This window comes from Serratia sp. JSRIV001 (assembly GCF_019968745.1).
Lineage (GTDB): Bacteria > Pseudomonadota > Gammaproteobacteria > Enterobacterales > Enterobacteriaceae > Chania > Chania fonticola_B.
The window spans coordinates 2,479,968-2,503,340 of the sequence record NZ_CP074147.1 but is presented as its reverse complement, the minus strand read 5'-3'; the positions used below and the strand labels follow the sequence as shown (position 1 = coordinate 2,503,340).

General features: G+C 48.9%; 17 protein-coding genes, 1 pseudogene and 1 CRISPR repeat array. Of the genes and pseudogenes, 1 reads left to right on the top strand and 17 read right to left on the bottom strand.

Features of this window, described 5'->3' with window-relative positions; translation table 11 throughout:
- Window positions 1–16: 16 nt before the first annotated feature.
- The 7 genes and pseudogenes from cas3f to KGP17_RS11385 form a co-directional block, all read right to left on the bottom strand.
- Window positions 17–3,283 (bottom strand): type I-F CRISPR-associated helicase Cas3f, encoded by a 3,267-nt coding sequence (gene cas3f, locus KGP17_RS11415; protein WP_223499374.1) that lies wholly within the window; start codon window positions 3,281–3,283, stop codon window positions 17–19.
- Window positions 3,280–4,260, bottom strand: coding sequence for a type I-F CRISPR-associated endonuclease Cas1f (cas1f, locus tag KGP17_RS11410; RefSeq protein WP_223499372.1), 981 nt, complete (start codon window positions 4,258–4,260; stop codon window positions 3,280–3,282). Before cas1f ends, cas3f begins: the two co-directional genes overlap by 4 nt.
- Window positions 4,261–4,503: 243 nt before the next feature.
- Window positions 4,504–6,391: direct repeats of the CRISPR family, unit length 28 nt; unit sequence TTTCTAAGCTGCCTGTACGGCAGTGAAC.
- A 301-nt stretch (window positions 6,392–6,692) separates the two neighbouring features.
- The gene (locus KGP17_RS11405) at window positions 6,693–9,272 is read right to left on the bottom strand and encodes a fimbria/pilus outer membrane usher protein (RefSeq protein WP_223499370.1); all 2,580 of its coding nucleotides are present in this window, start codon (window positions 9,270–9,272) and stop codon (window positions 6,693–6,695) included.
- Window positions 9,273–9,347: 75 nt separating this feature from the next.
- Complete coding sequence (locus KGP17_RS11400; RefSeq protein WP_223499368.1) at window positions 9,348–10,052, bottom strand: fimbria/pilus periplasmic chaperone; 705 nt, start codon at window positions 10,050–10,052, stop codon at window positions 9,348–9,350.
- Window positions 10,053–10,110: 58 nt separating this feature from the next.
- Window positions 10,111–10,656 (bottom strand): fimbrial protein, encoded by a 546-nt coding sequence (locus KGP17_RS11395; protein ID WP_021804664.1) that lies wholly within the window; start codon window positions 10,654–10,656, stop codon window positions 10,111–10,113.
- A gap of 636 nt (window positions 10,657–11,292) precedes the next feature.
- Entirely contained in the window at window positions 11,293–11,826 is a 534-nt protein-coding gene (locus KGP17_RS11390) for a fimbrial protein (RefSeq protein ID WP_223499366.1), read from the bottom strand.
- A gap of 588 nt (window positions 11,827–12,414) precedes the next feature.
- Window positions 12,415–12,594, bottom strand: a pseudogene (locus KGP17_RS11385) (isocitrate/isopropylmalate family dehydrogenase); the annotation flags it as partial.
- Window positions 12,595–13,174: 580 nt separating this feature from the next.
- Here KGP17_RS11385 and KGP17_RS11375 point away from each other — a divergent pair.
- The gene (locus KGP17_RS11375; RefSeq protein ID WP_223499638.1) at window positions 13,175–13,411 is read left to right on the top strand and encodes a DinI-like family protein; all 237 of its coding nucleotides are present in this window, start codon (window positions 13,175–13,177) and stop codon (window positions 13,409–13,411) included.
- A gap of 298 nt (window positions 13,412–13,709) precedes the next feature.
- Here KGP17_RS11375 and KGP17_RS11370 read toward each other — a convergent pair whose 3' ends face one another.
- The 10 genes from KGP17_RS11370 to KGP17_RS11325 form a co-directional block, all read right to left on the bottom strand.
- Entirely contained in the window at window positions 13,710–13,973 is a 264-nt protein-coding gene (locus tag KGP17_RS11370; protein WP_223499363.1) for a hypothetical protein, read from the bottom strand.
- A gap of 230 nt (window positions 13,974–14,203) precedes the next feature.
- The gene (locus tag KGP17_RS11365) at window positions 14,204–15,526 is read right to left on the bottom strand and encodes a phage tail protein (protein ID WP_223499361.1); all 1,323 of its coding nucleotides are present in this window, start codon (window positions 15,524–15,526) and stop codon (window positions 14,204–14,206) included.
- 14 nt (window positions 15,527–15,540) lie between these two features.
- The gene (locus tag KGP17_RS11360) at window positions 15,541–16,566 is read right to left on the bottom strand and encodes a DUF6453 family protein (RefSeq protein ID WP_223499359.1); all 1,026 of its coding nucleotides are present in this window, start codon (window positions 16,564–16,566) and stop codon (window positions 15,541–15,543) included.
- Window positions 16,563–19,766 carry a host specificity protein J gene (locus tag KGP17_RS11355; RefSeq protein ID WP_223499358.1) on the bottom strand — a complete coding sequence of 1,068 codons (3,204 nt, stop codon included), beginning with the start codon at window positions 19,764–19,766 and terminating at the stop codon, window positions 16,563–16,565. Before KGP17_RS11355 ends, KGP17_RS11360 begins: the two co-directional genes overlap by 4 nt.
- 55 nt (window positions 19,767–19,821) lie before the next feature.
- Window positions 19,822–20,406, bottom strand: coding sequence for a tail assembly protein (locus tag KGP17_RS11350; protein WP_223499356.1), 585 nt, complete (start codon window positions 20,404–20,406; stop codon window positions 19,822–19,824).
- On the bottom strand, window positions 20,403–21,116 hold the full coding sequence (locus KGP17_RS11345; RefSeq protein ID WP_223499354.1) for a C40 family peptidase: 714 nt from the start codon (window positions 21,114–21,116) through the stop codon (window positions 20,403–20,405). Before KGP17_RS11345 ends, KGP17_RS11350 begins: the two co-directional genes overlap by 4 nt.
- Before the next feature lie 2 nt (window positions 21,117–21,118).
- The gene (locus KGP17_RS11340) at window positions 21,119–21,874 is read right to left on the bottom strand and encodes a phage minor tail protein L (RefSeq protein WP_223499353.1); all 756 of its coding nucleotides are present in this window, start codon (window positions 21,872–21,874) and stop codon (window positions 21,119–21,121) included.
- A gap of 9 nt (window positions 21,875–21,883) precedes the next feature.
- Window positions 21,884–22,225, bottom strand: a complete 342-nt coding sequence (locus tag KGP17_RS11335; protein WP_223499351.1) for a phage tail protein — start codon at window positions 22,223–22,225, stop codon at window positions 21,884–21,886.
- 139 nt (window positions 22,226–22,364) lie between these two features.
- Window positions 22,365–22,706 (bottom strand): hypothetical protein, encoded by a 342-nt coding sequence (locus KGP17_RS11330; RefSeq protein WP_223499349.1) that lies wholly within the window; start codon window positions 22,704–22,706, stop codon window positions 22,365–22,367.
- A 46-nt stretch (window positions 22,707–22,752) separates the two neighbouring features.
- On the bottom strand, window positions 22,753–23,322 hold the full coding sequence (locus KGP17_RS11325; RefSeq protein WP_223499348.1) for a zinc ribbon domain-containing protein: 570 nt from the start codon (window positions 23,320–23,322) through the stop codon (window positions 22,753–22,755).
- Window positions 23,323–23,373 lie beyond the last annotated feature (51 nt).

Here is a 23,373-nt window from a genome sequence, read left to right as displayed (position 1 = left end):
AATGTTATTAGCTTATTTATTCGAGTGCGCCAAACACCCCTAACAACGGGTGGAAATGCCATTGATCTGCCTTGTTTTTTCGTAGATTTATCTCACCGAATTTCTGACTCACCTCGGGTAGTTCCATACCCAGCATATCGGCCAGCCCTTGGTAAATTGTGGGGTAGTCCTCCGTGATCCATGCACCAATCCCTTCGGCGAAAACCACTTCAATCTCGCGAAATTTATCGCTGGGCTTCCACTGGCCAGGGACAATATCTGGGAATTTAAAGCGCGGCCTATCCACTTCATCTTCCATCCACAGATAATGCGGTTCTTCCTCAGTAGATTGCCGAAACGGGCTCACTCGTTGCTGCTCTGCGCACCAGGTGGCCTGTTTCCGCCACCAGATCGCAGCGTAATATTTGTCCTCAAGATCCTGTCGCCCCTGCAACACGCTGCGTAAACAGGCATGCTCCAGATCGACCAAATTGTCGTGAGCTCTCAGTTTCAAAGATTCCTGTACTCGGGGAATTGCACTGATCGTTTCATATTGCGCGGGCTGCAAAATCTCCGCCAGATCGTGACTGTTGAGCTGTAACCGGTATTTCTCAGACTCAAACCCTGGCTGATAATAAGCCGGTTTATTACCCTGCAATGCCCTCACGTTTTTTTGCAATATATGCAGATTTGGCGACGTACAAGGCTTCTGCCTATGGCGTTGAATTCGCCCTGCCAATTGGATCAACGAACGCATTGAACTTGGTTCGGCAATGGCCCAATCGTAATCATGATCTCTCCCCACCTCGGCAACGGATGTTGCCAGCACCACAAACAGGTGATGCTGTTCTGGATAATTCGCCAATGCATTTTTTATTTCTAAGATTTGCCACAGCGCCGTTTCACAATAACGCGTCAGGGTTTCGTCCAACCGGCGCTCGATATGTGAACGCATCGCCAATGGATGTTGGCTGTGATAAACACAATAATGAATTCGAGTATTCTCTGGCGCTGGCATGCGTAATAATCGCTGAGCTACCGCCACCAACGGATTAATGTTTGCCATGCGGATCACCCCCAACGACACGGTTTTACCCTCGGGGTGTTCTTGATGATGAAGCGTATGCAACTGCCGCATGGCGACCGATAGTGTTTCCGCCACGCTATCCAGTACCGTACTTTTCCGCTGGTTTGCCGGTTGCACCGCAATCAACTGTGCACGTCGCAATACCGCGATGTTTTGCAGTTTTGCCACCCTTTGAGCAACAAACGCCTCATGCGCAGCTTTAAAATCTTTCGTACCTTGAATATCGTGCTGTTCGGCTTCGTTCTCATCAAACCAGGCACAACAGATATTTAATGGCGTATCTGGCTGGCCACACACTTGCTGATAATCTGCCCGGCCCGCTTTATAAGCATTAAACAACGCCTGAACCAGCGCAGGGGGTAAAGTGGCGGAAGAAAGCAGCACGCGGGAACCTAACATTCCAGCCCAGTTGACCAGGCGGCATAACGCAGGAAGATCGGCAATATCAAAATCGTCCGGTTCATCCAACACCAGATCGGCAGTCATAAGGCGCAACATCGGTGCGATTTGCTTACCACCGCGCACACCTTCGGTCGCACCAATCAGATGGTCGATAGTGGTCACTAATACCGGCGCACTCAATAGCTTGTGCAAGTTGCCACTACCTTGCAACCAACGGCTTAAGCGACCATCGTCCAGGCTGCCACCGTAGCTGACATAGTGATGTTCGGCGAACAACTCCTCTGCCGAGGCACTGCCTGTACCACGCAGTTCAGCTTTATCATTATTGAGTTGATGCAGTTCCCGCACAGCAGCAGAACCCACTAATACGGCTAGATCGTCATCATCCAACATTAATCTGGTTTTAAGCGCATCGCCGGTTTGTAAAGTTAAAGTGCGAAGCCCCAAAGCAACGGAAAAGCGGCAGCCTGACTTTTCATCGGCCAAGCCATACATAATTCGCGCATTAGCAAACGTTTTGCCGCAGCCCGTTGAAGCCATGTTAACACCAAAGAAACCTTGCTTAACCGTGCGTTCACGCGCGGCACACGCAAGTTCATAAGCTTTATCCTGCCAACGGAATTGCTCTGTCTTACTTCGCTGTTTGAAACCTTTATGACGTGTGATTGCCGGTAATGTGGTGCGGATATGCGGCAAACTACGCCCCAATAACAACGCGTTCTGCCCCACACCGATATTGTGCTCATCCAGTTGTTGCTTCAATCCACCGGTTAGTCGATCGGTATTGGCATACGCTTTATAATCAACACCTTGCCAACCTGCTGTCGGCGCTAAGGATGAATAATGATGATCTGCCAACATCAACACCAAGCGTGCCATATGACTGGTGAAACGTTGATCCAACACGCCAAATTGCATCAATGAGGATAATTGCAACGCACGTTCGGCAAATTTGCGCGCTTTTTCCCGCCAGATAGCACTGCGCATTGGTGTGCCGTGCGGGAAATCCCATGCGGCCTGGTGTTCTTCAGTTGTCCAACCTTCAATTAGACTATTCGTGGAATTCCACTCAGCAACCAATTGTGTTGTTAACCAGCTGTCCATATCCTTAAACTCTGGCGGACTCCCACTTTCCTGATCCCTTTTTGGATAAGCAGGCAAACGGTGATGGGAGACAATCAACCAGGCAATGGTTGTTGCCAGCGGTGGCAAAGAGAGAAATGGATTAATAAAAACGTCGACGGAGTCCTTTACCAGCGTGGATATCATCTGGCTTTCATCGCTCTCGTCGATCGCCGCCAACGCCATTATCCATTGTTTATCGCTACGTTCTCCTACCCAAGCACAAAACAGCCTCAATGAAACCCATTCATGCCGATAAGGTTGAAAATGTTTCCCTTTGCCACGTAATCCATTCTGGAATAAGAAATTAGCCTTACCGAAATCATGAAAAAGCCCGGCGATCCCCGCCATCAACGCAATCGCTTCTACGCTATGCCAGCTATTTTCATCCTGGCTACGCAGCACATCGCGCTCGGTTATATTAGTCGGCACCGAACCCTCGGAGTTAAAACGCCGGAGATTGCCCACGATCCATAGCAGTTCGGTCTGATTACCGCCTTTTATCCAGTGACAAGCCACCGCAGTATTGCGCCTGGCGGTTTTACGCAGCAGTTTTCTCAGCGTATTTAACCCTTCCAGGGTTATAGCCGTTTGCCAGGTTCTATCACCTTTGCGTTCGGCGAACTGATCTAAAATGCGGCGTGTTTCTACCAATGCCTTTTTATTGCACTGGGCAATCAGCAAAATATTCACTTGCCCACCAGAGATAGACTTTCCGCCGTTTCTTTCAGCGTATCAATCATCACATCCAACGCATCCGCTTGCTGAAATCCGCGCAAGCAGCGCTGGCGAAATTCCTGCTCATCCTCCCCTGCCATTGCGGCAATAAAGGCCTGCGGCAGAATCAAAGCATCCTTAATCAGATCGGCGATATCAAATACCAGGCCACCACGTCGGGTTTTGCCATGCAGTATCGACAATCCATGTGGCAAACCAATGACCCAAGCCGCTGTAGCAGCAAGCCCATACGCCAGATAATTGCCATGGTCCAAAAACCGGTTAGCGATATCGACCCCACCACCGCGCTTAGCTCTGCTAAACTCGCCGTAATTCACACCATTGGCCGCCAGTTTATAGAGCGCCTTGGTCATAACGGCCTCTTGCACCAGGACATCGTTGCTATTTTGGCAGGAAGATAAACGTTGCATAAAGCTGTCTAACGCTGGATTAAGCCGTGCCGCATCAATATCGAATCCTTGCTCGCGCTGCATCCGTGCAGAAAGCCAATGAGTACGAATTTGAGTGATACGCTGTTGCTGAAAAGCAATCGCCGCCGCCAGGCGCTTATCATCATCAAACCAGAAGCTGACCCAGTGTTGTAAATATTCTGTAGGCCGGTATTCGCTTTGCGAGGTTAACCACGAGACATCTACCTCCACTTCATTGGCTGCAAATAAAGGTGTACCACCGCCGCCACAAAATCCAACCAGCACCCCGGCTTTAGCAAACTCCCTCATTGCCGCTTGAGTAACAGAAGTTCCCGTCCCCAACATTACAGCGGTGGTATTGGCGATCGGGATGTTCCAATACAAGGATTGCTTACCTTCATCCGTGACATACTCCACCCTGCCGCCGTTGACCAAGATCCTGCAATGCTGCAGGTAGTAGAGATTGGCACGCTTTGAATGCAGAATGGTTTTTAGATCTGATGGCGAAAATTGATTTTGCATTAAATGAAAACATCCCTGCTTTATGCCATAAAATCATCCAAGACATGATTACCTATGACAGATACCAACGCGATATTGTTGTTTTAACATAATAGGCTCACTGTAGAGAGTGATTGATGTTAGATTTTCATTTAATTTATATTGATGATGAATCATAGAGATAGATACAAATTATGAATCATTTATATCAGTTAGCTTAATAATAAAAAAAAGCTTGGGGTGGAAAGTTGACGGTGAGCCAACCTTCCAAACTGCTTGTACGGCAGTGAACAGTAGCGGTGAGGCCCATCATGAAGAGTAACATTTCTAAGCTGCCTGTACGGCAGTGAACTGTACCGGTTCACGATCCGGCTGTGGTTCAAATTTCTAAGCTGCCTGTACGGCAGTGAACTTAACTGACGCGCAGTTAGATCGGCGCTTGCATTTCTAAGCTGCCTGTACGGCAGTGAACTAGCTTTGCTTCCTCCTGGGCGTCACGTAACATTTCTAAGCTGCCTGTACGGCAGTGAACCCAGGGGTGTTCTGCCTGAGCAAAGCGAAGGATTTCTAAGCTGCCTGTACGGCAGTGAACGATGCGTGTCCACGTCTTGCCATCATCCGCTATTTCTAAGCTGCCTGTACGGCAGTGAACGGCTTTGCCACAAGAGGCTAACGACATCACCATTTCTAAGCTGCCTGTACGGCAGTGAACCCGCATTGTAGAAAGAGAACTATTTTTATCGTTTTCTAAGCTGCCTGTACGGCAGTGAACGGGCATTTTTCAATATGCAAACGGCCAGCTATTTTCTAAGCTGCCTGTACGGCAGTGAACGCCTGCGGCGACGCTGTTGATATTACTTTCTTTTTCTAAGCTGCCTGTACGGCAGTGAACCCCGCCAGGCGCGGCAGCTTTTCCGGGCACTTTTTCTAAGCTGCCTGTACGGCAGTGAACTTGAAACGTATCGTTGTGCCTGAGTGCCGCGTTTCTAAGCTGCCTGTACGGCAGTGAACTACCACTGAAAGAGTGATTGCTGATGTTCTTTTTTCTAAGCTGCCTGTACGGCAGTGAACCCCGCAAGCGAAACAGCGCCAGGGATTCACCATTTCTAAGCTGCCTGTACGGCAGTGAACTCGACATGGTCAACGATTACGTGATGACCCAATTTCTAAGCTGCCTGTACGGCAGTGAACTCACTGGCCGCGCCTTGCGCCTCAATCGAATATTTCTAAGCTGCCTGTACGGCAGTGAACATCGAAGAAGCGACCGTGTTTAAGCACCCCCTTTTCTAAGCTGCCTGTACGGCAGTGAACTTTCTTTCGGTGCAAATAATCCCTCGCCACGTTTTCTAAGCTGCCTGTACGGCAGTGAACGACGTCGTGCCGATGGTCTTACGGTTCACCGATTTCTAAGCTGCCTGTACGGCAGTGAACGCCCACATAGATTTCAGCCTCTTCTATCGTGTTTTCTAAGCTGCCTGTACGGCAGTGAACTTAATGGTGCCACATCAGTTGTTGCCGTAGCTTTTCTAAGCTGCCTGTACGGCAGTGAACTCGCAGTGTGATAACGGCATCCCTCAAACTGGTTTCTAAGCTGCCTGTACGGCAGTGAACATCATGGCCGGAATCCATCCTGGTGCGACGCTTTTCTAAGCTGCCTGTACGGCAGTGAACGTAAAGTCTCTCAGCAAGTGAGCGCTGCTCATTTTCTAAGCTGCCTGTACGGCAGTGAACTTGCCGCTGGCGTCTGCTGATAGCACGAACGTTTTCTAAGCTGCCTGTACGGCAGTGAACATTGCTGGATTACGCCGAGGGGCGGCAACGCATTTCTAAGCTGCCTGTACGGCAGTGAACTTCTCAGCATCTTCGTTGTATTCCAGTCTTACTTTCTAAGCTGCCTGTACGGCAGTGAACATCTCATCCGGCACCGCAGGCGCAGGCGGGACGTTTCTAAGCTGCCTGTACGGCAGTGAACGCAGCGAACAACAGGTTCGGGCTCAGCATGTGTTTCTAAGCTGCCTGTACGGCAGTGAACCAAACCGATGGCGGACAAATGGCCATCAAAATTTTCTAAGCTGCCTGTACGGCAGTGAACAACAGCATATCGCTAACCTGCCGGATCGTAATTTTCTAAGCTGCCTGTACGGCAGTGAACTGTTACATCCTAGCGCTAATTCTCTGTTACTTAAACAATAACCTTGGAACCCTCCGGAAAACCCTTTTTCATCTACTCACTATCCTTATTTTAAAATCAATGGGTTATGAATGGCTTCAAAATTAGGGTCTAGAGGGACACTACGAGTATCAGGGATAGATACTGGTTCGCAGGATGATTACAGAGCTACCAAGGGACGAATGCAGCTCTTTTGTATACCACCGTGCGGAAGAGTTTCAGTGAGGGAAAAGGAGATGAGAGCCATAGCTCCCGTCAGATTGATGGCTAAGACTACGGTTCTCTATTGGCAAACTGAATCAAAGACCTGGATCGCCGAAACGGGACTGTTTTTTGCCTGCGGCATCAGCATATACCCCACAGTACATTGCATTTCACTACCGGCGCCCCATTTCACAATCAGCTCTCCTTTGTCTTCCGCTACACGAGCATACATTTGCCCACCTTGCCCCACTGAACCCACATTGTTGCCTTTACTATCAAAGATATCGGCGCCGAACGGTACCGGTTCCCCCTGATAGGTCGCATTCACCAGAATCGCCGTCCCTTGTTTAGTGTTGTAATTCAATTTCACCACCGCCCCGGAATACGGTGCAACTTTCTGGCTGGTGTTATCCAACTCAACATCCGCTGCGGTGCCTTTCGGATCAATACTGATTTCGTTCATCTGGTAGGGATTCAGGTAAGGCACCATCGCATAGCCGCGGGAGTTAACGTTCACCCCAGGATACGACGACACGCTGGCCCCTTCTGCTCCCTTGGCTTCTACCAGGGCAAAGGTGTCTGAGGTGTAGGGAGTAAAGGTGATCCCTCCTGCGTGGGCGATCACCGTCCCTGTCATACCGGCAGAGCCGCTCTGGTAGCCTTTCCCGGTGCTGTAGGTTCCACTCAGTGCGCTGACCCGGCTGCGATAGTTACCATTCACCGAACCGCTGGTCCCCATCCCCTGGTTGGCGTTCATCGCAGTTATGCCATAACTGAACTGATTCTCCACGCCGGAGGTACCAGATACCGTGGCCTGCTGGCCATAACGCCCACTGCTGTCATGAGACAGGTCCATTCTCAGCTGTGGCGTGTGGAGTTCGTCATTCCGGCCCAGTGGCAAGCTGAAGCTTAGCAGGTAGTTGGTTTGCATCTGCCCGATGCTCGAGTGACTGCGGTTGGCACTGATGCCGTAGGACAGGCTTTTATAACGGTTGTTATACCCCACCTGATACTGTATATCGCTGCCATCCTGATTCCAGTAGTCCTGCACTGAACCACTGACATACAGTTGCCCCCAGTTATCCGGCAAGCCTTGCCCGGCGGTCAGCGTCAGGCGGTTTTTAACTCGTGATATGGAGTCCAGAAAATCCCCCTGTTCCGCCGCATCACGGGTTTGCGCAGCGGTCAGAAAATCCAGATAGTTTTGGGAAGAAGATCGATGGAATACCGCCGAAAGGTTGCTGTTGGTTTCGCTGATAAGCTTGCTGTAGCTCAGTTGGTAACTCTGCCCGCTTAGGGTGCCGCCTGGCTGGCTCCGCCCGTTCGCATCGGTGCTATCACCCAGTTTCGTGCCGGCCTGAGTGACGTCAAAGGCCAGTGCCCCGATAGGGATCCCCAATGCCGCCCCTACCTGCACCGCATAATAATCCTGGCTGATTTGCAAGCCACCATAGCCGGTAATGGCATTGGTCAGGCCATATTGATAAGTACTCTGGAATAGAGTCGGTTCATCACGCAGGTTTTCGCTACGCAATTGACCCGCAGTGACGGAATAGCGCGATGACCCCGGGCGCAGCAGTTGTGCCACCGAAGCATAAGGCACACTGAAGGTCTGTTCGGTGCCATCGGACTCACGCACGGTAACCACAAGATCGCCGCCGTAACCGGTCGGGTAAAGGTCATTAATCAGGAACTCCCCCGGCGTCACTGTGGTTTCATATAAAACCTGGCCCCCCTGAGTCACCGTCACCCGAGCATTGGTGCGGGCGATCCCCCGGATTTCCGGCGCATAGCCACGCAAGGATTCCGGTAACATCCGCTCGTCGCTGGCCAGTTGAGCCCCGGTAAAAGGCAAGGTATCAAACAATTGCCCAGTAGTATTCGATTCCCCCAGCAACATTCGCCCTTTCAGTAGCGGAATGTCGCGCTGTAAATAGGTATTAATACTGCTGTATTGGCTGGGCCCGTCACTCATCTGGCTATAAGAGCCGTTGTGACGCAAATACCAAGCCCCCACGTTCAGCCCGGCGTTCACCCCGGCGAACAGCGAGTTAAAGGTGTTGCCGTGCGATTCGCTGGTGTAACCATTAACGTTGTAACCAAGCAGGAACGCCGGGATACCGCTGTCCCATAATTCCGGGCTCACGGTGCCCCGGGCAATATTGAGCATGTAAATCTGAGGGATAATGATATCCAGGCGTTGTTCATTACTGTCGAAATTCACCTGGGCTTCAGGCAGCTTATTTTGCAGATCCATACATAGGGCGCCGCTAGACTGCTGTTTTAAAAAGTCGGCGGGCAGTTTTTCGTAGTTGAACGCAATATTTCTAATAATGTCGCTAGTCAGGCAGGGATAGACCGACTTATCGGCCCGAGACTTGAATTCAATATCGGTATTACTGATTAGTTGATCGTTAACATACAGCGCGGTTTTGTAAATTCCGGGCAACCCGGAGGCGCCTTCAGCGAAACGACTGAGATCGACCGACTGAACGTCATCAACGTTCAAAAAAGACGAGTCGAACTCCAGGCTCTTGGCACTGGTTTGCGGTGCGTTTTCAGTTGCTGCGTTGACACTTCCCGCCACAAATATCGATAACGCCGCTACCGCCAAAGAGGCGAACGGCTCACGAATAGCGTAGCGCAAAAATTTTGACATCCCGCCCCCTCAAGAGCTTGATACCGGGTCTATCACTAAGACTTAAATATAAAAATAGTGATAGATATTATTATGTTACTTTATTACAGCATCGAAGGGGTTGACCGCACCATAGTCATTAACAACACTCCCACTGATTTTGTTGCCCCCATTGCCAGCCAGATTCAACACCATGCTTGAGCGCGGTGCCACCATGGCGTTATCGAGTTTTTTGCCGTTGACTGACAGGTTCACAAAGTTGACATAAAACGGCGTGGGATTGGTTGCCTGTACTTTGCCGCCTTGCGTGTTCCAAGTTACCGCTTTAGAAGCATCATTGGCATTGCCTTGCAGGCCCGCCGGACGATAGAACAGCTTGATCCGGGTACGGAAAGCCATTTGCAGACGGTTTTCGTTCGTTTTGGCTTCGCTCTTGGCCGGAACTTCCAGCACATTCAGCCAGAACACCGATTCCTTATCCATTGGCAAGCTTCCGCCAGCATAGCTGATACGTAGTGTCTGGCCCTTACCCTGCTCAACCCGGTTCATAGGTGGAGTCAGTACAAAGGGAACTTTGATTGCCGCAGGTTTGGCATTGGGATCGCCATTATCTATCCAGCTCTGCAGCAGTACCGGCGAGGGACCGACATTATTGATTTTGACGCTGACTTCTTTGGCGTCCGACGGATAAATCACACGAGTGCCGCTGAGTACCACGCTGGCCAGACTGCTGCCACTGAAAAGGGCAATCGCGGCAAGAGTGCAAACCTGACGCGCAGTATTTAGAGGAAAAAGTTTCATAAAAAACTCCTAACCCTACGGGAGATAAAGGGGGATGACTCCCCCCTTCTAAAACTGCTTATTGATACTGAATAGAATAGACTACATTGCTGATCACAGTGCCAGCAGTAGTGGCTCCTTCAGCATAATAACGCACTGCATAAGGCAGGGTAGCGCTACCGCTGGTAACATCTTGATAAGTGGTGTTGGTCACCTGGTTCGCGTTACCGGCCTCGATCACTGCCCGAGACGTGCTGGACGCATCCAGCAGTTGCAGACTGACGTTTGAAGCTGTGCCTGTCAGATTTTTCAGGCGCCCAGTAACGGAATCTACCGAAGCACCCGCTTCAAAGAAGGCTGAGGCAGTCTGCAGTGTGCCTGAACAGTTGTTCAGTGCCATCACGAAACCTGTTTCACCTGCGGTTTGGGTCGCGCCGTTTAACTGGCTGGTGCCGACGGTTGGCAGCACAACAGTGGCGTCTGCCGTCTGACCATCGACTACGACATCACAGGTGTTGGCGGTCAGTTCACCGTTGAAGGTAATGGTACCGGTAGAAGCGGCCTGAGCCAGACCCACTGAACCAAATACCGCAACCAGGGAAGCTACAACTGTTAATTTTTTCATATTTATTCCTAGTGACCTTACGTCATTAAACTAATAGGTTACCCACAAAATGTGGGTATATTTATGCAATACATAACTCTATAAATATGACGAGTACATATCGGCAATAACACAGCATTGAAAATGCAGGACAATAACTGGCGCAATAAAATCAAATAGAAATACATTCACAAGATATCAATGAATGGTAGTTCCGTGTTGAAAGCCTTTTCAGCGAACCTTTATCCCTTACTCCATCACGAATCATTCGTTCGGTGTTGCATACTGCCTTGCTGTTGGGATAAATATTATCGCCAAGAACAGAATATTCTTAGTGAAGTAGTCTAAAATGCAGGGTAAAACATTTATTACTATTAAAATCAATAGATTAAACAACGTTCTTATATGAAAAACCGGATTTCTTTATTGTTCTAACAGCACTGCACTTCCATATAAGAAAACCATGCAACAAATTGATATATAACAAAAAAACAATAAAATGGATTTTGGCAGCGATACGCAGATAGCTTCGCTTACCCATAAGTTACTTACTGTTCTGCAGCAAAGGTAAAGCTCATCGGCGTTTGGCTGCTGATCTGTTTTTGAGGAAAACAAAAGGGAGCCATAGGCTCCCGATACTCAATAGTGAATTTTTAGTTATTGGAATTTCAGCATGAAACCAGCCGCAACCTGATAATCACCCGCTTGAATATTTTCCGGCACACCATCTCCCTGAAGGTAAACGGTAAAAGGAAGGGTGTTATTACCATTCTGGAGCGAAAAGTTTTTGCTGGGTTTTCCCAGCTCAAGCACATTTCCTGAACCATCGGTCAATGCAACACTGGCACCGCTAGCTGTACCTGTAATGCCAAGACGACCATCCTTTCCCTCCGCGCCAACAAAAGTAACGGTTACGCTATTACCTGCAGAAACCTCACAATTTTCCAATTGAATATTGAAATGTTGCGGAGCCGACTTACCAGAGCCATTGTTTTCAAGCAGTGCGGCATCTGCCACCTGCCCTAACACAACTGTCTGGTCAATGGACTCAGGTGCTAGAGAGCAGGATGCTTGCGTCTTAATAATGCTGCCTGACACGGTCATTCTTCCACTACCTTCAGCCATTACCGCCGAGCTAAAAACGAAGGTTGTTAAAAATAGTACAGCGAACAAGTTTTTAACTTTCATCATAAAATCCCTTATTAAAAAACAATTGCACCGAATGTGCATGTCAATAATCGCATTTCATCAGAAAATTAAAATTCATTTACGTTGTGTCAGCGACAGGCAAAAATTAATTTAATTCAGCCTGGCTCCGTGCGTTTTTTTAGTCAATTTAATATAACCTAAAACGTGGAGGGGCAAAATGTATGGAGGGCAGTCGCGGCTACTGGTGTACCCACTCGTTGAACGCAGGCCCCCCATGAACCTTCATCACAATTGAACTTACTACTCCCTTTTTATATATCACCGGGAGAGCGACATAACGGCTATAACAGATTCGTAACCATTTTTTACCAACAGGTTTCAGTAAGCTAAACACCTGCACTCAATAATAACGATGCAAAGATTGGCAATAGCAAATAGGTATGGTTGGAATAGATTCGTCAAAATGGTAGTTCAAGTTATGCCAGAAAAAGGCGGAACATTCGAAATGCAGTTAACTGATCCGACATCGAATTCTGGCTTTTTTTCATACAGTTTTGCAGAAGATTTTTTGAAGGGGAAAAAACAAACGGGAGCCATAAGCTCCCGTTATCATCAAACGCTAAAACACACTTACATGTGTTTAACGATGGCGTCACCAAACTCGCTACATTTCAGCAGCTTAGCGCCTTCCATCAGGCGTTCGAAATCGTAGGTCACGGTCTTGGCAGCGATAGCACCTTCCATGCCCTTCACGATCAGGTCAGCAGCTTCGAACCAGCCCATATGACGCAGCAGCATATAGCTGGGTAATCATAACCCATTGATTATTATATCGTACATTCCAATTCACGTCGGTAAAAATCGGCCTTAGTGAGCCTTGATTGGTGCTGGTTTGAGTTGAGTTTTGCAGAAAGAAATTTATGCATTGATCGCATTTTATTATGACCGGTCACCGTTATTTCTAACAAGTGCCGCAGCATCTCGGCATACCCCTTTATGAAGTCTGTTCCCTACAGCCCTACGTTTCGATTCCAAAGCATTAACGATAGCCATTCTGTCGACAAGCTGTCCAGCATGGACCAGTTCAACAACCACCGCCCCGATTTCTGCGACTATCATCCCGCATCTTTCCTCATCCAGTTCCATAGATACCTCCGGTTATTTTTCACCCAGATTAGCATGGTGATATCTGGCTGGATAGTTTGCCGGAATTTTTCCCGGCGTTGTAAATCACTCCTTGATTTTTTCGATAGGTACAGGCGTTTCACCTGGAACCTATTCTTTAAAACCTTCCTACTCGAAAAATTTTCCGCTTTGCAAAAATCCATATTGAACAAAGAATAATTTAGCTGTACAAATAAACAGTTAAATCGTGGAGGGCTAAATCATGCTGCATATTGAAGTGACTATCGATAAGAAAAAGAAACTGCCAGCATGTGCTGCGTCTGCTCTGGCCATTGAACTGAACAAGCGCCTACAGCGTAAGTTTCCTGATGCTGTGGCCACCGTTCGGATGGCTGGCATGGATGGGCTATCAGTTGGCAGGGCGACACCGGCAGATAGAGAGGCGATCGAGGAAATACTGCAGGAGACGTGGGAAAGTGCTGATGACTGGTTTCAGTCGTGAAAATTGCAAATTAATGTGTAGCAGCTATATTTGCTAAATTAATCCTATCAAAGAGCTTTAGCGTGAAAAAAGGACTCGACAAAGATGCGTTATTCACAATTATCCTGCTCGTTTCAGCGGTATCCTTTTTTGTCTTAACGTTCCTAGTATGGCGTTGACAATTCATATTATGGCCGAACTACACATAACCGCTTGCGGAACTGACAGATAGCTATCGAGTACAGAATACTGCCCCAGTATCGTTATTGAAAATTCAGCACGCATTGCCAAAATGATACAGGGGCAGCACTATTAAAATTTACTTCTTGGCACTTTCTGCATCAGCAGCCATGGTTTTTTCATGAGCAACTTTAGAGCGTTCCATTGCTGAAGCTGATTCTTTCTTGGCTTCTTCGTGCTTTCCTTCTTTATGATGCTTAGCAGCCTTCTTGTGGTGCTTCGCGGCGGTTTTATGCTTAACCGCTGCGTCTTCATGTTCCATAGTTGTAGCATCGGCAGCAATCGAAGCGAAAGAAGGTAGACCCAGAGCAAACATGGAAATAATTAAGCCTTTATTAGTCATAACAATTCCTTTGATTTAAATCATAACCAGACTGCGCCAGTAAACCTAGTCGATAACTCAGAAATTGCAAACCGGTATTTACCCTAGCCTAGTTTTCACTTCCTGGGTTCTTAGATAGGGACTGGCGTTTCACCCTGTGAAAACTCCGAATACAGCTCATCTACGGCGGCATCTCGACACGCAGATCAATCCAGCGACAGCCTGGGATATCCATTGACTAGCCTGACTTTTTAGTCAGTTAGTGCTGACTCTGGTATGGGGATTGAATCATCCGGAACATATTCGGCGAATTGACTGTTTGGAACGTTTAGGCGAACCATTAAAAACTTACCTTCAGGGATGTCGATGCTGTCACCATTGGCGTAACCGTCAATGTTATTCTGCAACGCAGAAATGGGACAATCATTTGTCCTGTGGTACGTCTTGAATATAATTGAGCCGTCCTTTTTCACTTCATAGTCCACCCACAATAATGCACTGCCGTTTTCGTCCTTGGGTACTTCGAATTTCCAACCATTATCGTTATAAAAACCCAAACACCCATCAACGTGATAAATGCCTACATCAAGCCGCTTGCAGGTAACCCCTTCCGACTCCATATTGTTTTTGCAGGTGCCATCCCGATAAATACTCGTTATTGGCGAGGCTTTCTTAATAAATCCATTACCATCAACAACTGTATTAAAACTATGCCAAATGACTTTGTGCATTACCCAGCCTTCGCGAAGGTTGCCACATGATACTGATAGATGGTTTGCTGTTGATGCCATGTTAAACGCAGCATAAACGTCTTCTGTTCGGCACCATATCGACGGTCCCCAAGCAGGAGTATACCATCCGTCACCGTTGTCATTTATTGGCGCATTGTTTCTAAAGGCTGTAAGGCCACGCTCGCCAAGTTCATTAAGTAGGTAATTAACATTATTGCTATTAATGGTTTTAAATCCTTTATAGCTCCCCCCCAGCCCCCATGCGCCATTTAACATGATTTGATTACTATTGGCACCTACGTTAGCCGTTGCTGCTGTTCCCAGGCCAAGGCTAGTACGAGCGGCGACTTTATCGCTTAAGTCAGATAGATTTTTATCTTTTGCTAACTTACCTGCGGTTGTCTCCGCTACTGTATTAATATCATTTCTTAGAATAGATAATTGTCCTGCGTAACCTCGCCATGCTGGCCCGGTGAACGTGCTGCCATCGGGCAACTTGACCGTTACATTACCCGTGCCGCTGAATACCTGCTGCCAATTGTCCTTGTCATAGTTTAGCCCGCGTATCGCTCTTGATGCTTCAGCGACGAGCTGTGCGGTGATTGAGTTCTGTGTTTCACGCGGCACGGCTGACCATGCTGCTCCGGCTTGCGTAGGGCCATCGTAGACGCGGATTAGCGTCACCTGTATCGCGTTATCGACGGTTTTCACCGGCAGCGTATACGTAACACCACCGACAACCGCTACAACAAAATCGCCGGGCTTCAGTTCTGTTATGAACGCCGTACCCGCGCCTTTAACGATCGCCGAGTTGGTCGTGAGCGTGATAGTTCCTGCTGGCATAGCCTGCCCCTTATTTAAAGACTAAAATAATCTGCGGCGTCCAGTACGGGCAGATTGATTGTTGTCAGCCGATACTGAATATTGATTTTGCTATGGTCGTAACTGTTGATGTATCTCGTGCGCCAGGCAGTAACGCCACCGCCAGCCATTCGCATTCCAGCATGGCGATAATCAAGATAGTTATTCGATAGATTCATACCATCATGAATACCAAGGCGGCAGAGTGGGACCAGCGGCTTTGCTGTCGCCATGAGGGGGTATGCATAGTTACCCGGTATGCGCTGCGTGTTTAATGAATTACCGCGATAGAGCATGGGAGCATTATCAGAGGAGAATGTGCATTGCCCTGCGGCATTCCAGATTGCCAACCCGTAACGCGGAGGAACCGGATAAGAGCCGTTCGAAAAGATGCATATCCACATCTGGCAATCTGCACTGCCGTCGCTGATGATATCTCTACCTGCCTCTCTATAGACATTCACAGTCATGCTTTCACGGTCAAAATCCACAGCGCGATCACCACGATCCCAGTAAGCAAAAACAATCGCATTGGCACGATCAGGAATATCGGGGATTGCCCAGGCACCGCGCACGGTAACAACACCACGCCAGACGCATTTCCCCGCAACAGCCAGATCGTTAAATTCACTGTAGTCTGTCGCGTCGATAAGCTGGAGTCCATAGCGAGGTACACCTCCAGCGCCTGATACCTGAAAGGCATCAAACTCGATGGGTCGCCTGCCTTTGTCCTGCCTGGAATTAAATCCATCAAACCAGGCATGCACTGTACCTCCCGATATTTGTACACCACTGCATGATATTACTCTGGGAGCCGCGCCTGTTTGAATAATGGCAACCGTTCTTCTTGGGACAATAAATAATGAGGCTCCAGGCGAGAGGTCGGGGTATGACCATGTTTCTCCGTTTTGGTCAAACTCTGGGTTAAAAAAGCCACGATAGGCGCAGGCTTTAGAACCGTTGCTGATATCAACACCCGCACCACCGTCTTTGGGATAAACTACAAGTCCGTATCGGCTCAATATATCCTCCCGAGCTTTGTTCTTATTTGCCCTGCACCGTCGTAAACTGCCACACCATCGTTATTGACAACAGTCCTTCCAAGACCAGGCACTGAACCATTGATTTCAACATATCCATCCCTGAACCCCAGTTTCATACCAACGCCCCCCGGAGAGTAATTATCTGACTGGAGATAATCCGTAATTTGAGCGCCACCGATTGAGGCGTTTTTTATTTTTGCTGAGGTAATAGAACCATTCTGAATAAAGGCATCACTGATAAATACCTGCCCATTAACCACAGCAAAAGGCGAATATTGTTTATCCCCGCTACCGCTCATCAGTACGAACTGATTGGCGTTAAATCCGATGCGAGTTACTACTGGCTGGCCAGCTTGCGCCAATACCGCAATAGACATCCCGGCGCTGTAATACACGCCATTAATACGCACACCGGCTTTCAACGTATGCACCGCTGTTGCGCCAGTAGCATCAACAGTAGCTGTTAGCTTGTCTTCCAAAGCCGCGGTAACGTCACCGATCTGCGCCTGCACTTGCGTGGACATTTCAGCAAACGCTTTATCAACCTCGGCTATCGTGGTTTTTACAACCAGAATATCGGCTCGTACTTCGCCGTATTGCGCCCACTGATGGTCAACCGTCGCGTTATTGGCCAGGGCGTTCTGCAGGATGGCGTCGATGTTGGTATCGATCTGGCCAGAAAGCCGATCACCATCAGCAGACGACATAAAACCATCGCCAATCACATGAAGATAGTCATCAGCATCGCCGTTAGACTGCCCGCGCACCCAATCAATCCAGTCACCCTGATTGCCAGTGCGATCGACGAGCCGCGCACGATACCAGAACTCTTGCCCCGCCTGTAATCCGCTCTGCGTATAGCTACGTTGCGGGTAAGGCACATCTGAAAGCAACATGGCGTTATTGCCTGCGGCATTATCAGCATATTGAATTTCGGTTTTCAGTGTGTCCCCGGCTCCGGCAGGAAAATTCCATGAAAGCCCTATTCCCCACAATAAGGGCGTTGCTGCGAACCCTACTGGCTTAGGTGGTTTCCCTTCCTTGCCATTTAGCCGAGTTTCCTTTGATGTTCCCCAGATAGAGGAAACATCACTGGCATTTATGGCCCGGACCCGCACCAGATATCGCCCGGCAAAAATATTCTGCACTTCGAATCCCAGGGCCGATGTGCGCGCCATAGAAACCCAGTTGCTATCGTCTCGCCGCCATTCGGCTTCATACGCCACAGCATTATCAACAGCATCCCAGTTGGCTCGCATCGTAGTGATTGCAATCCCTTGGTTAATCTGCGTAAAACTGCTGACCTGTATATTGGTTGGAGGCGCTTGCACACCAGGCGGGATCACTGATATCGGCCGCTCATCCAGTCGGGCACCAGTATCGATCGCATCGTATTTGCCCGGACTATGCCAAACAGCAGAAATGGTAAACGTGCCGTCATCATTATCAGTAACGTTTGAAACCCGATACTGTTGGACTGCCAGATCGCCAGCATCGACAGACCACACGGCCTCCGGTTCTGGATTTGGGTTATAAGCAGTGCTGACCGTGACGTTGGTACCACTGACGACGGAAACAGTGCGTGCCTGGGAGCTGCCGTTCGGTAAATTGATAATCAGCCGATCACCCGGCGATACATCGGCAACCCGATCCAATTTAATCACCCGGCCATTAACTGCCGATATGCGGCCGCCTAATACACGCCCAGCCAACATCTGATCTGCAACGCCAATGATGCGCCCAGGCAATGGAATGTAACCATCCAGCCCAGTTGAGAACGATATTGTGCGGTCGTTGCTATTCGTGAGTAGCGCCCAGCGCCCGCGCCTGTTTGCCTCCGTTTGCCGCGTGCAACCTATGGCGGAAATTTCCGTCTGATTGATGCCGTAACGCTCAACCAGTGCATTTTCCATAACCGCTTCGACTTCATCTTGATAATGATTGTCAGGGTTTGACCAACTCACCATCGCGCTTGAATAGCGGTTTCGATAACTGCCGCCTTGGTAGTGAAATTTTCCATCAATGACGTTTGCTCGAGTGTATGTAAAATCCATATCCCTCGGCATATCAGCCAACACGCAAACTTGGTTATTGGCCCAATACGTCATGCCACGAAAAATCGAAGCCAGATCGCGCAGTACGGTAAAAGCTTCATTCTGAGCCTGAATATAAACGTCACACACAAATCGTGGTTCTGTACCGGAGCCGCCACGCCCATCGGGTACACGTTGATCACAGTATTGTGCTATACGATACAGTTCTACCTCATCAACTTGGGTTGCATCCAAGCGATCACCAAGGCCAAACCGCTTATTCAGCAAAATATCGTAGAATACCCATGCTGGATTGTTGGAGTAGGCCCATTTAAAACTGCCGTCCCATGTGCCGCTGTATGTCCGGCTTTCCGGGTCATATGTTGTCGGAACGCGAATAACCCGCCCTTTCGGCTTACAACTGATCTGCGGAATGTTTGGGAACTGTTTCGCATCGAACGAAACGAATAACAACGCCGTGTTGGGATAACGAAGCTTGGCATCGATCACTTCAGTGATCGCCATCACACGCGTAAGATCCACGACATTGCTGGATGTTGAGTCAGGGGTAATCCTGCGCAGGCGGATTTGCCAGCCTGTTGTTGCTGCCGGCAGATTCACACGGTGACTACGCTCAAAAAGTGACGTAGTTTTGTCGTTTATCACACTGTTTAAAACGGTCTGATATGCGCCGCCATCAGTAGAGAGATCGATCGCATAATCAACCCGAGTACCCACGCGATCCCCGTTATCCTCTTGCCTTACCAGCGTCTGCCAGCCAAGGCGAACTCTGACAGCAGATAACTGAGTATTATTTATCGCTCTCACCCAAGGCTGCGTAGCTTTCAGATCGACACCAACACTAGCTTCGTATTCAGCACCTGGCATTCCCTGAATATAATTCTGCATCTGGGTGCCCGGACGGAAATCCCACTCAAAGCCGGGATAGTTCAGGGTTCCATCTGGCGAAAAAACCGGGGTGCCATCGAGGAAAATATTTTGCCCATCCAACCCGCCAGCAAATTCCCCCTCACCCAGCGCCAGTAAAATCTTCGCCCTCGCTATCGACTGGATGCTGTCCGGGGACTCTGTCGGGGTATGGCTACTGCCACCGCCACCTTTGCGACCTTGGATCACGTCTGTCATAGTTTCGCCCATAAAAAAAGCTCGCCTGAGCGAGCCTGATTGAACACTGATATTTTTACTGCTGATCTTCTGCGTAGATCCCCGCCGATATCACTGCACCGCCGATTTCTCGACTGCCGTATAGGACACCAACTGGATTGCCCTGGGTCGTCGAGTTAACCGGGCCACCAAACGCGTATGAAGGTTTGTTCTCAGCGTTCTGACCGACCGACAAGCCACCTGGCTGCGGTGATAACATTTGCACTACTCCACCAAACATCATCGATGCACCGGCCATCCGAAGATAGGGAGATATCGGAGCCAAAAACGGGATAAAAGAAGCTGCGATAAGGGCGGCACCAAGGACAGTTTGAAAAACACCACCACGCTTACTACCAATAATGACCGGGATAATCCGTATATCGCCATTGCCCTTAGTCATGTCGATCTCTTCTTCACTGACATTCTTACGGCCGACAAAAACAGCAAAAGTCAGCCCCTGGATTTGAGCCTCGTTCATAAAACGTTCGAAACCGGGAAACTGCCCCTTAAGCGCCCTGATCGCGTGAGGTATATCTCTGGCACGATAAGTAAATTCCTTGACGAATTTCTTTCCGAGAATGCCGCCAAGCCTGATTGTTCTGATTGGAATGTCACTCATTTGAAAAAGTCCTTAAAGCGCAGGATTTTTATCATTCTTTCCTGAAAATAACCGCCGTATGGGATCCGCTGGCTCAGTTGCCCATAAGGATGGTGCAGTAGCATGTTGCCTTCCAACAGGATCCCCGCGTGATTGGGTACCGAAGCCGAGATCTGCATAATGACCATATCGCCCGGTTGTGGTGACCCGTAGAACTCCCGAAAGCCGCATTCATACCAGTTGTCCATATACAGGTTTTCACCTTCATCCCACCAGTGGCGCTCCACACTGTAATTAGGCAGAGTAATGCCGTGCTGTTGCCGGTAATAATCCATAATCAACGACCAGCAATCGGCATGCCCAAATACGAACTGACGACCTTCCAACGGGCGATCACCGCGTGGGTTAATCGTCCTGATATCACCCTCAGGCCACGAAGCGATCACCCACGGCAATTCCGTAACGTCACACTGCAGCATGTCCAGTTCGCTGGGCTGCGTCGTGGCCCCATCGCCAGTGTGGCTATGTACGATAGCTGCTACGGTTCCCCACTCTTCGGCTTCCGCATAGTCCAACGGGGCCAACTCAAAATGTTCTGTAGGCTTGGGGGAAAGATTGGCACAGGGAAAATAACGCTCTACGCGCCCTTTCTGGGCGATGACGCCGCAGCATTCAGCCGGGTGGCAACTCTCAGCATGAGCCAAGATTGCATCGATAGTTTTTTGTCGCATGGTTACCTCCGAACCAACGCAGAGCCTGGGAAGCCACCGAAATCAAGTTCGTTATTTTCGCCAAAGCGTTTTTTGCAATCCGTCAGCAGCCCCCCACACTCATCTTGCGAAGGATCTGCAGTAGGATTCCCTTTCTTATCAAACCAGCCGTTTTGCCCCGCATAGGCGCATCCGTCACCGGTTTTATAAAGCCCACGCATACACCAAGTGCAAAGTGCCGTAATTTGCCGCGTTGGGATCTGCCGCCCTTGCAATGACATTGGATCGGACAGCGTAAACTCAATAACCTCGTTGTCTTCCGCGCTTTTGCTGTCGATGTAGAAAACCTGCTTAAATTCTTGGGCTGGGTCTGCTTTGGGGTTTCCACCGGCAAAGTTTTTGGCATCGAGGTAATGTGCGAAAGTATCGTGGATGGTTACCTTGGCCTGAAGCATATCGTCAAAACGCAAACACAGCGCGGTGATCAGGCTGTCGATATTTGACACCGCCAATTTCGGTGTTGCACTGGCCCCATCGCTGGATGATTCTAGCCCCTTTAACTCATACGGAAATGCGCCGTATTCTTTCCCCTGCCACCAAACGCTTTTTGGCTTTAACTTGGCTTCATCGCCACCAGACGCGGCGATCTCCGTTGGAGTATGAGGTATGGTTTCGTTGTGAAAGCGCAGGATATCGGCACCGAACTTTGTACCGTCGACTTCGATTAACCGGATCCGGTTACCGGGTTCCAGTTTTTGCACGTCATTTGTGATTGCCACATGGTCTCCTTATGGCGCGAACGCTTGTTCAAATGTCGCAGATACCGTCATAACAGGGCCGCCAACCGGAGTCGCCTTGATGGAGTCAGCAACCACGCGATATAGGCCCTTTACCCCGTAGGGTGGTGTCCAGAAGAATGATTTAGTGGTGTGGGACCGGACGAACTCTAACAGCGGGAGCATCTGAGCTTTTTGGCCGGTGAATGACAGCGGCCAGGTCTGGGTTTCAATGTTGAGGCCATTACCGGCTACCTGCTTATAGCCATCACCGAACTGTGCCGTTCTCACCCGCTGGGCATAGCTGCCCTCTGGCTGCCCCTGAATGCGCCAGGTGAATGTGTCGATTGCCATGTTTTCTCCGTGCATAAAATCCGGTGCAATGCCCACAGAAATGTCGGGCATTAAAAACCCGCAGTTAAACGGGTTAGCTGACGTCCACAAATTAAAAAGCCACCCGAAATAGGTGGCTGAATAAAATCAATCCAGTTATCTATTTACAGTCAATGACAGCCCTTTCAATTTTATTGCTGGTCATAGATGGCATACGCTCAAATAAGACGTAATTAGTTTTTCCTGCATGCTCTCTTACATCAAGAACAGCATCAGCACCTGCACCACTGCTGCTCAGTATTTGGATGGAAAAACCATCAGCTAATGGAACTGATGTTGCATTATAATAAGTCTGGTTCCATTTCTCCGCAACGCACGCAGACATGACCTGTGCCGTTTTTTGTGACTGCCCAGTTGATACAGGTTCCCCTTCCAGTAATTCTTGTACAGTAGCACAACCTGCCAACGCAACCATTATCACGAAAAACCCCAGTGCTTTCATTTGATTATTCCTTTTAAAAAAAGTAGCAATATCCAATTATCACGCTTCATTGTTTTTTAAGGATTCGGAGCATTCCCTCAAGTTCTGCTTCAAAGTTTTTCCTGAGGTTTTCCGGGAGACTATCTCTAAGTCGGCGAATCACTGGCTCGTGTGTCACCATTACCGAAAGAGCTGAGTTTTTCGGCATTTCATTATGTAGTTGGTTCGCAAAAGCTTTAATGCCATCATAATTAAGAACAACATCACCGTCCTGGTCTTCAGTAACAAAATCACTGGCAACAAGCACTTTCGCACTTCCAACAACCCTGCCTGCGCTAAGAGCACTAACGTCACTCCCACAATGTTTACATTTGATTGCTTCAGCTCTAATTAACTCAGCACAAAGTGGACACCGTACCATCCCTTGGTTTAGTTGTATATTTTCAATATCCTGCTTGCTGCCACTAAGGCAAAGAGAGTGGATTAAAGCGACAATGAACAGCAAGAAACCATACAACCACCACGCCCCGAATGACCTACCCTTGCTTTGTGCAATAAAAGCAGGTATTAGACCAAGAAAGGCCGCAATTATCAGAATCTCCACACCGACTTCTCCGTAAATTACAAGTGGCAACATCCTATCACCACTTACAGTCATCAGGCATATCAAGACATCACATTTTCTGAT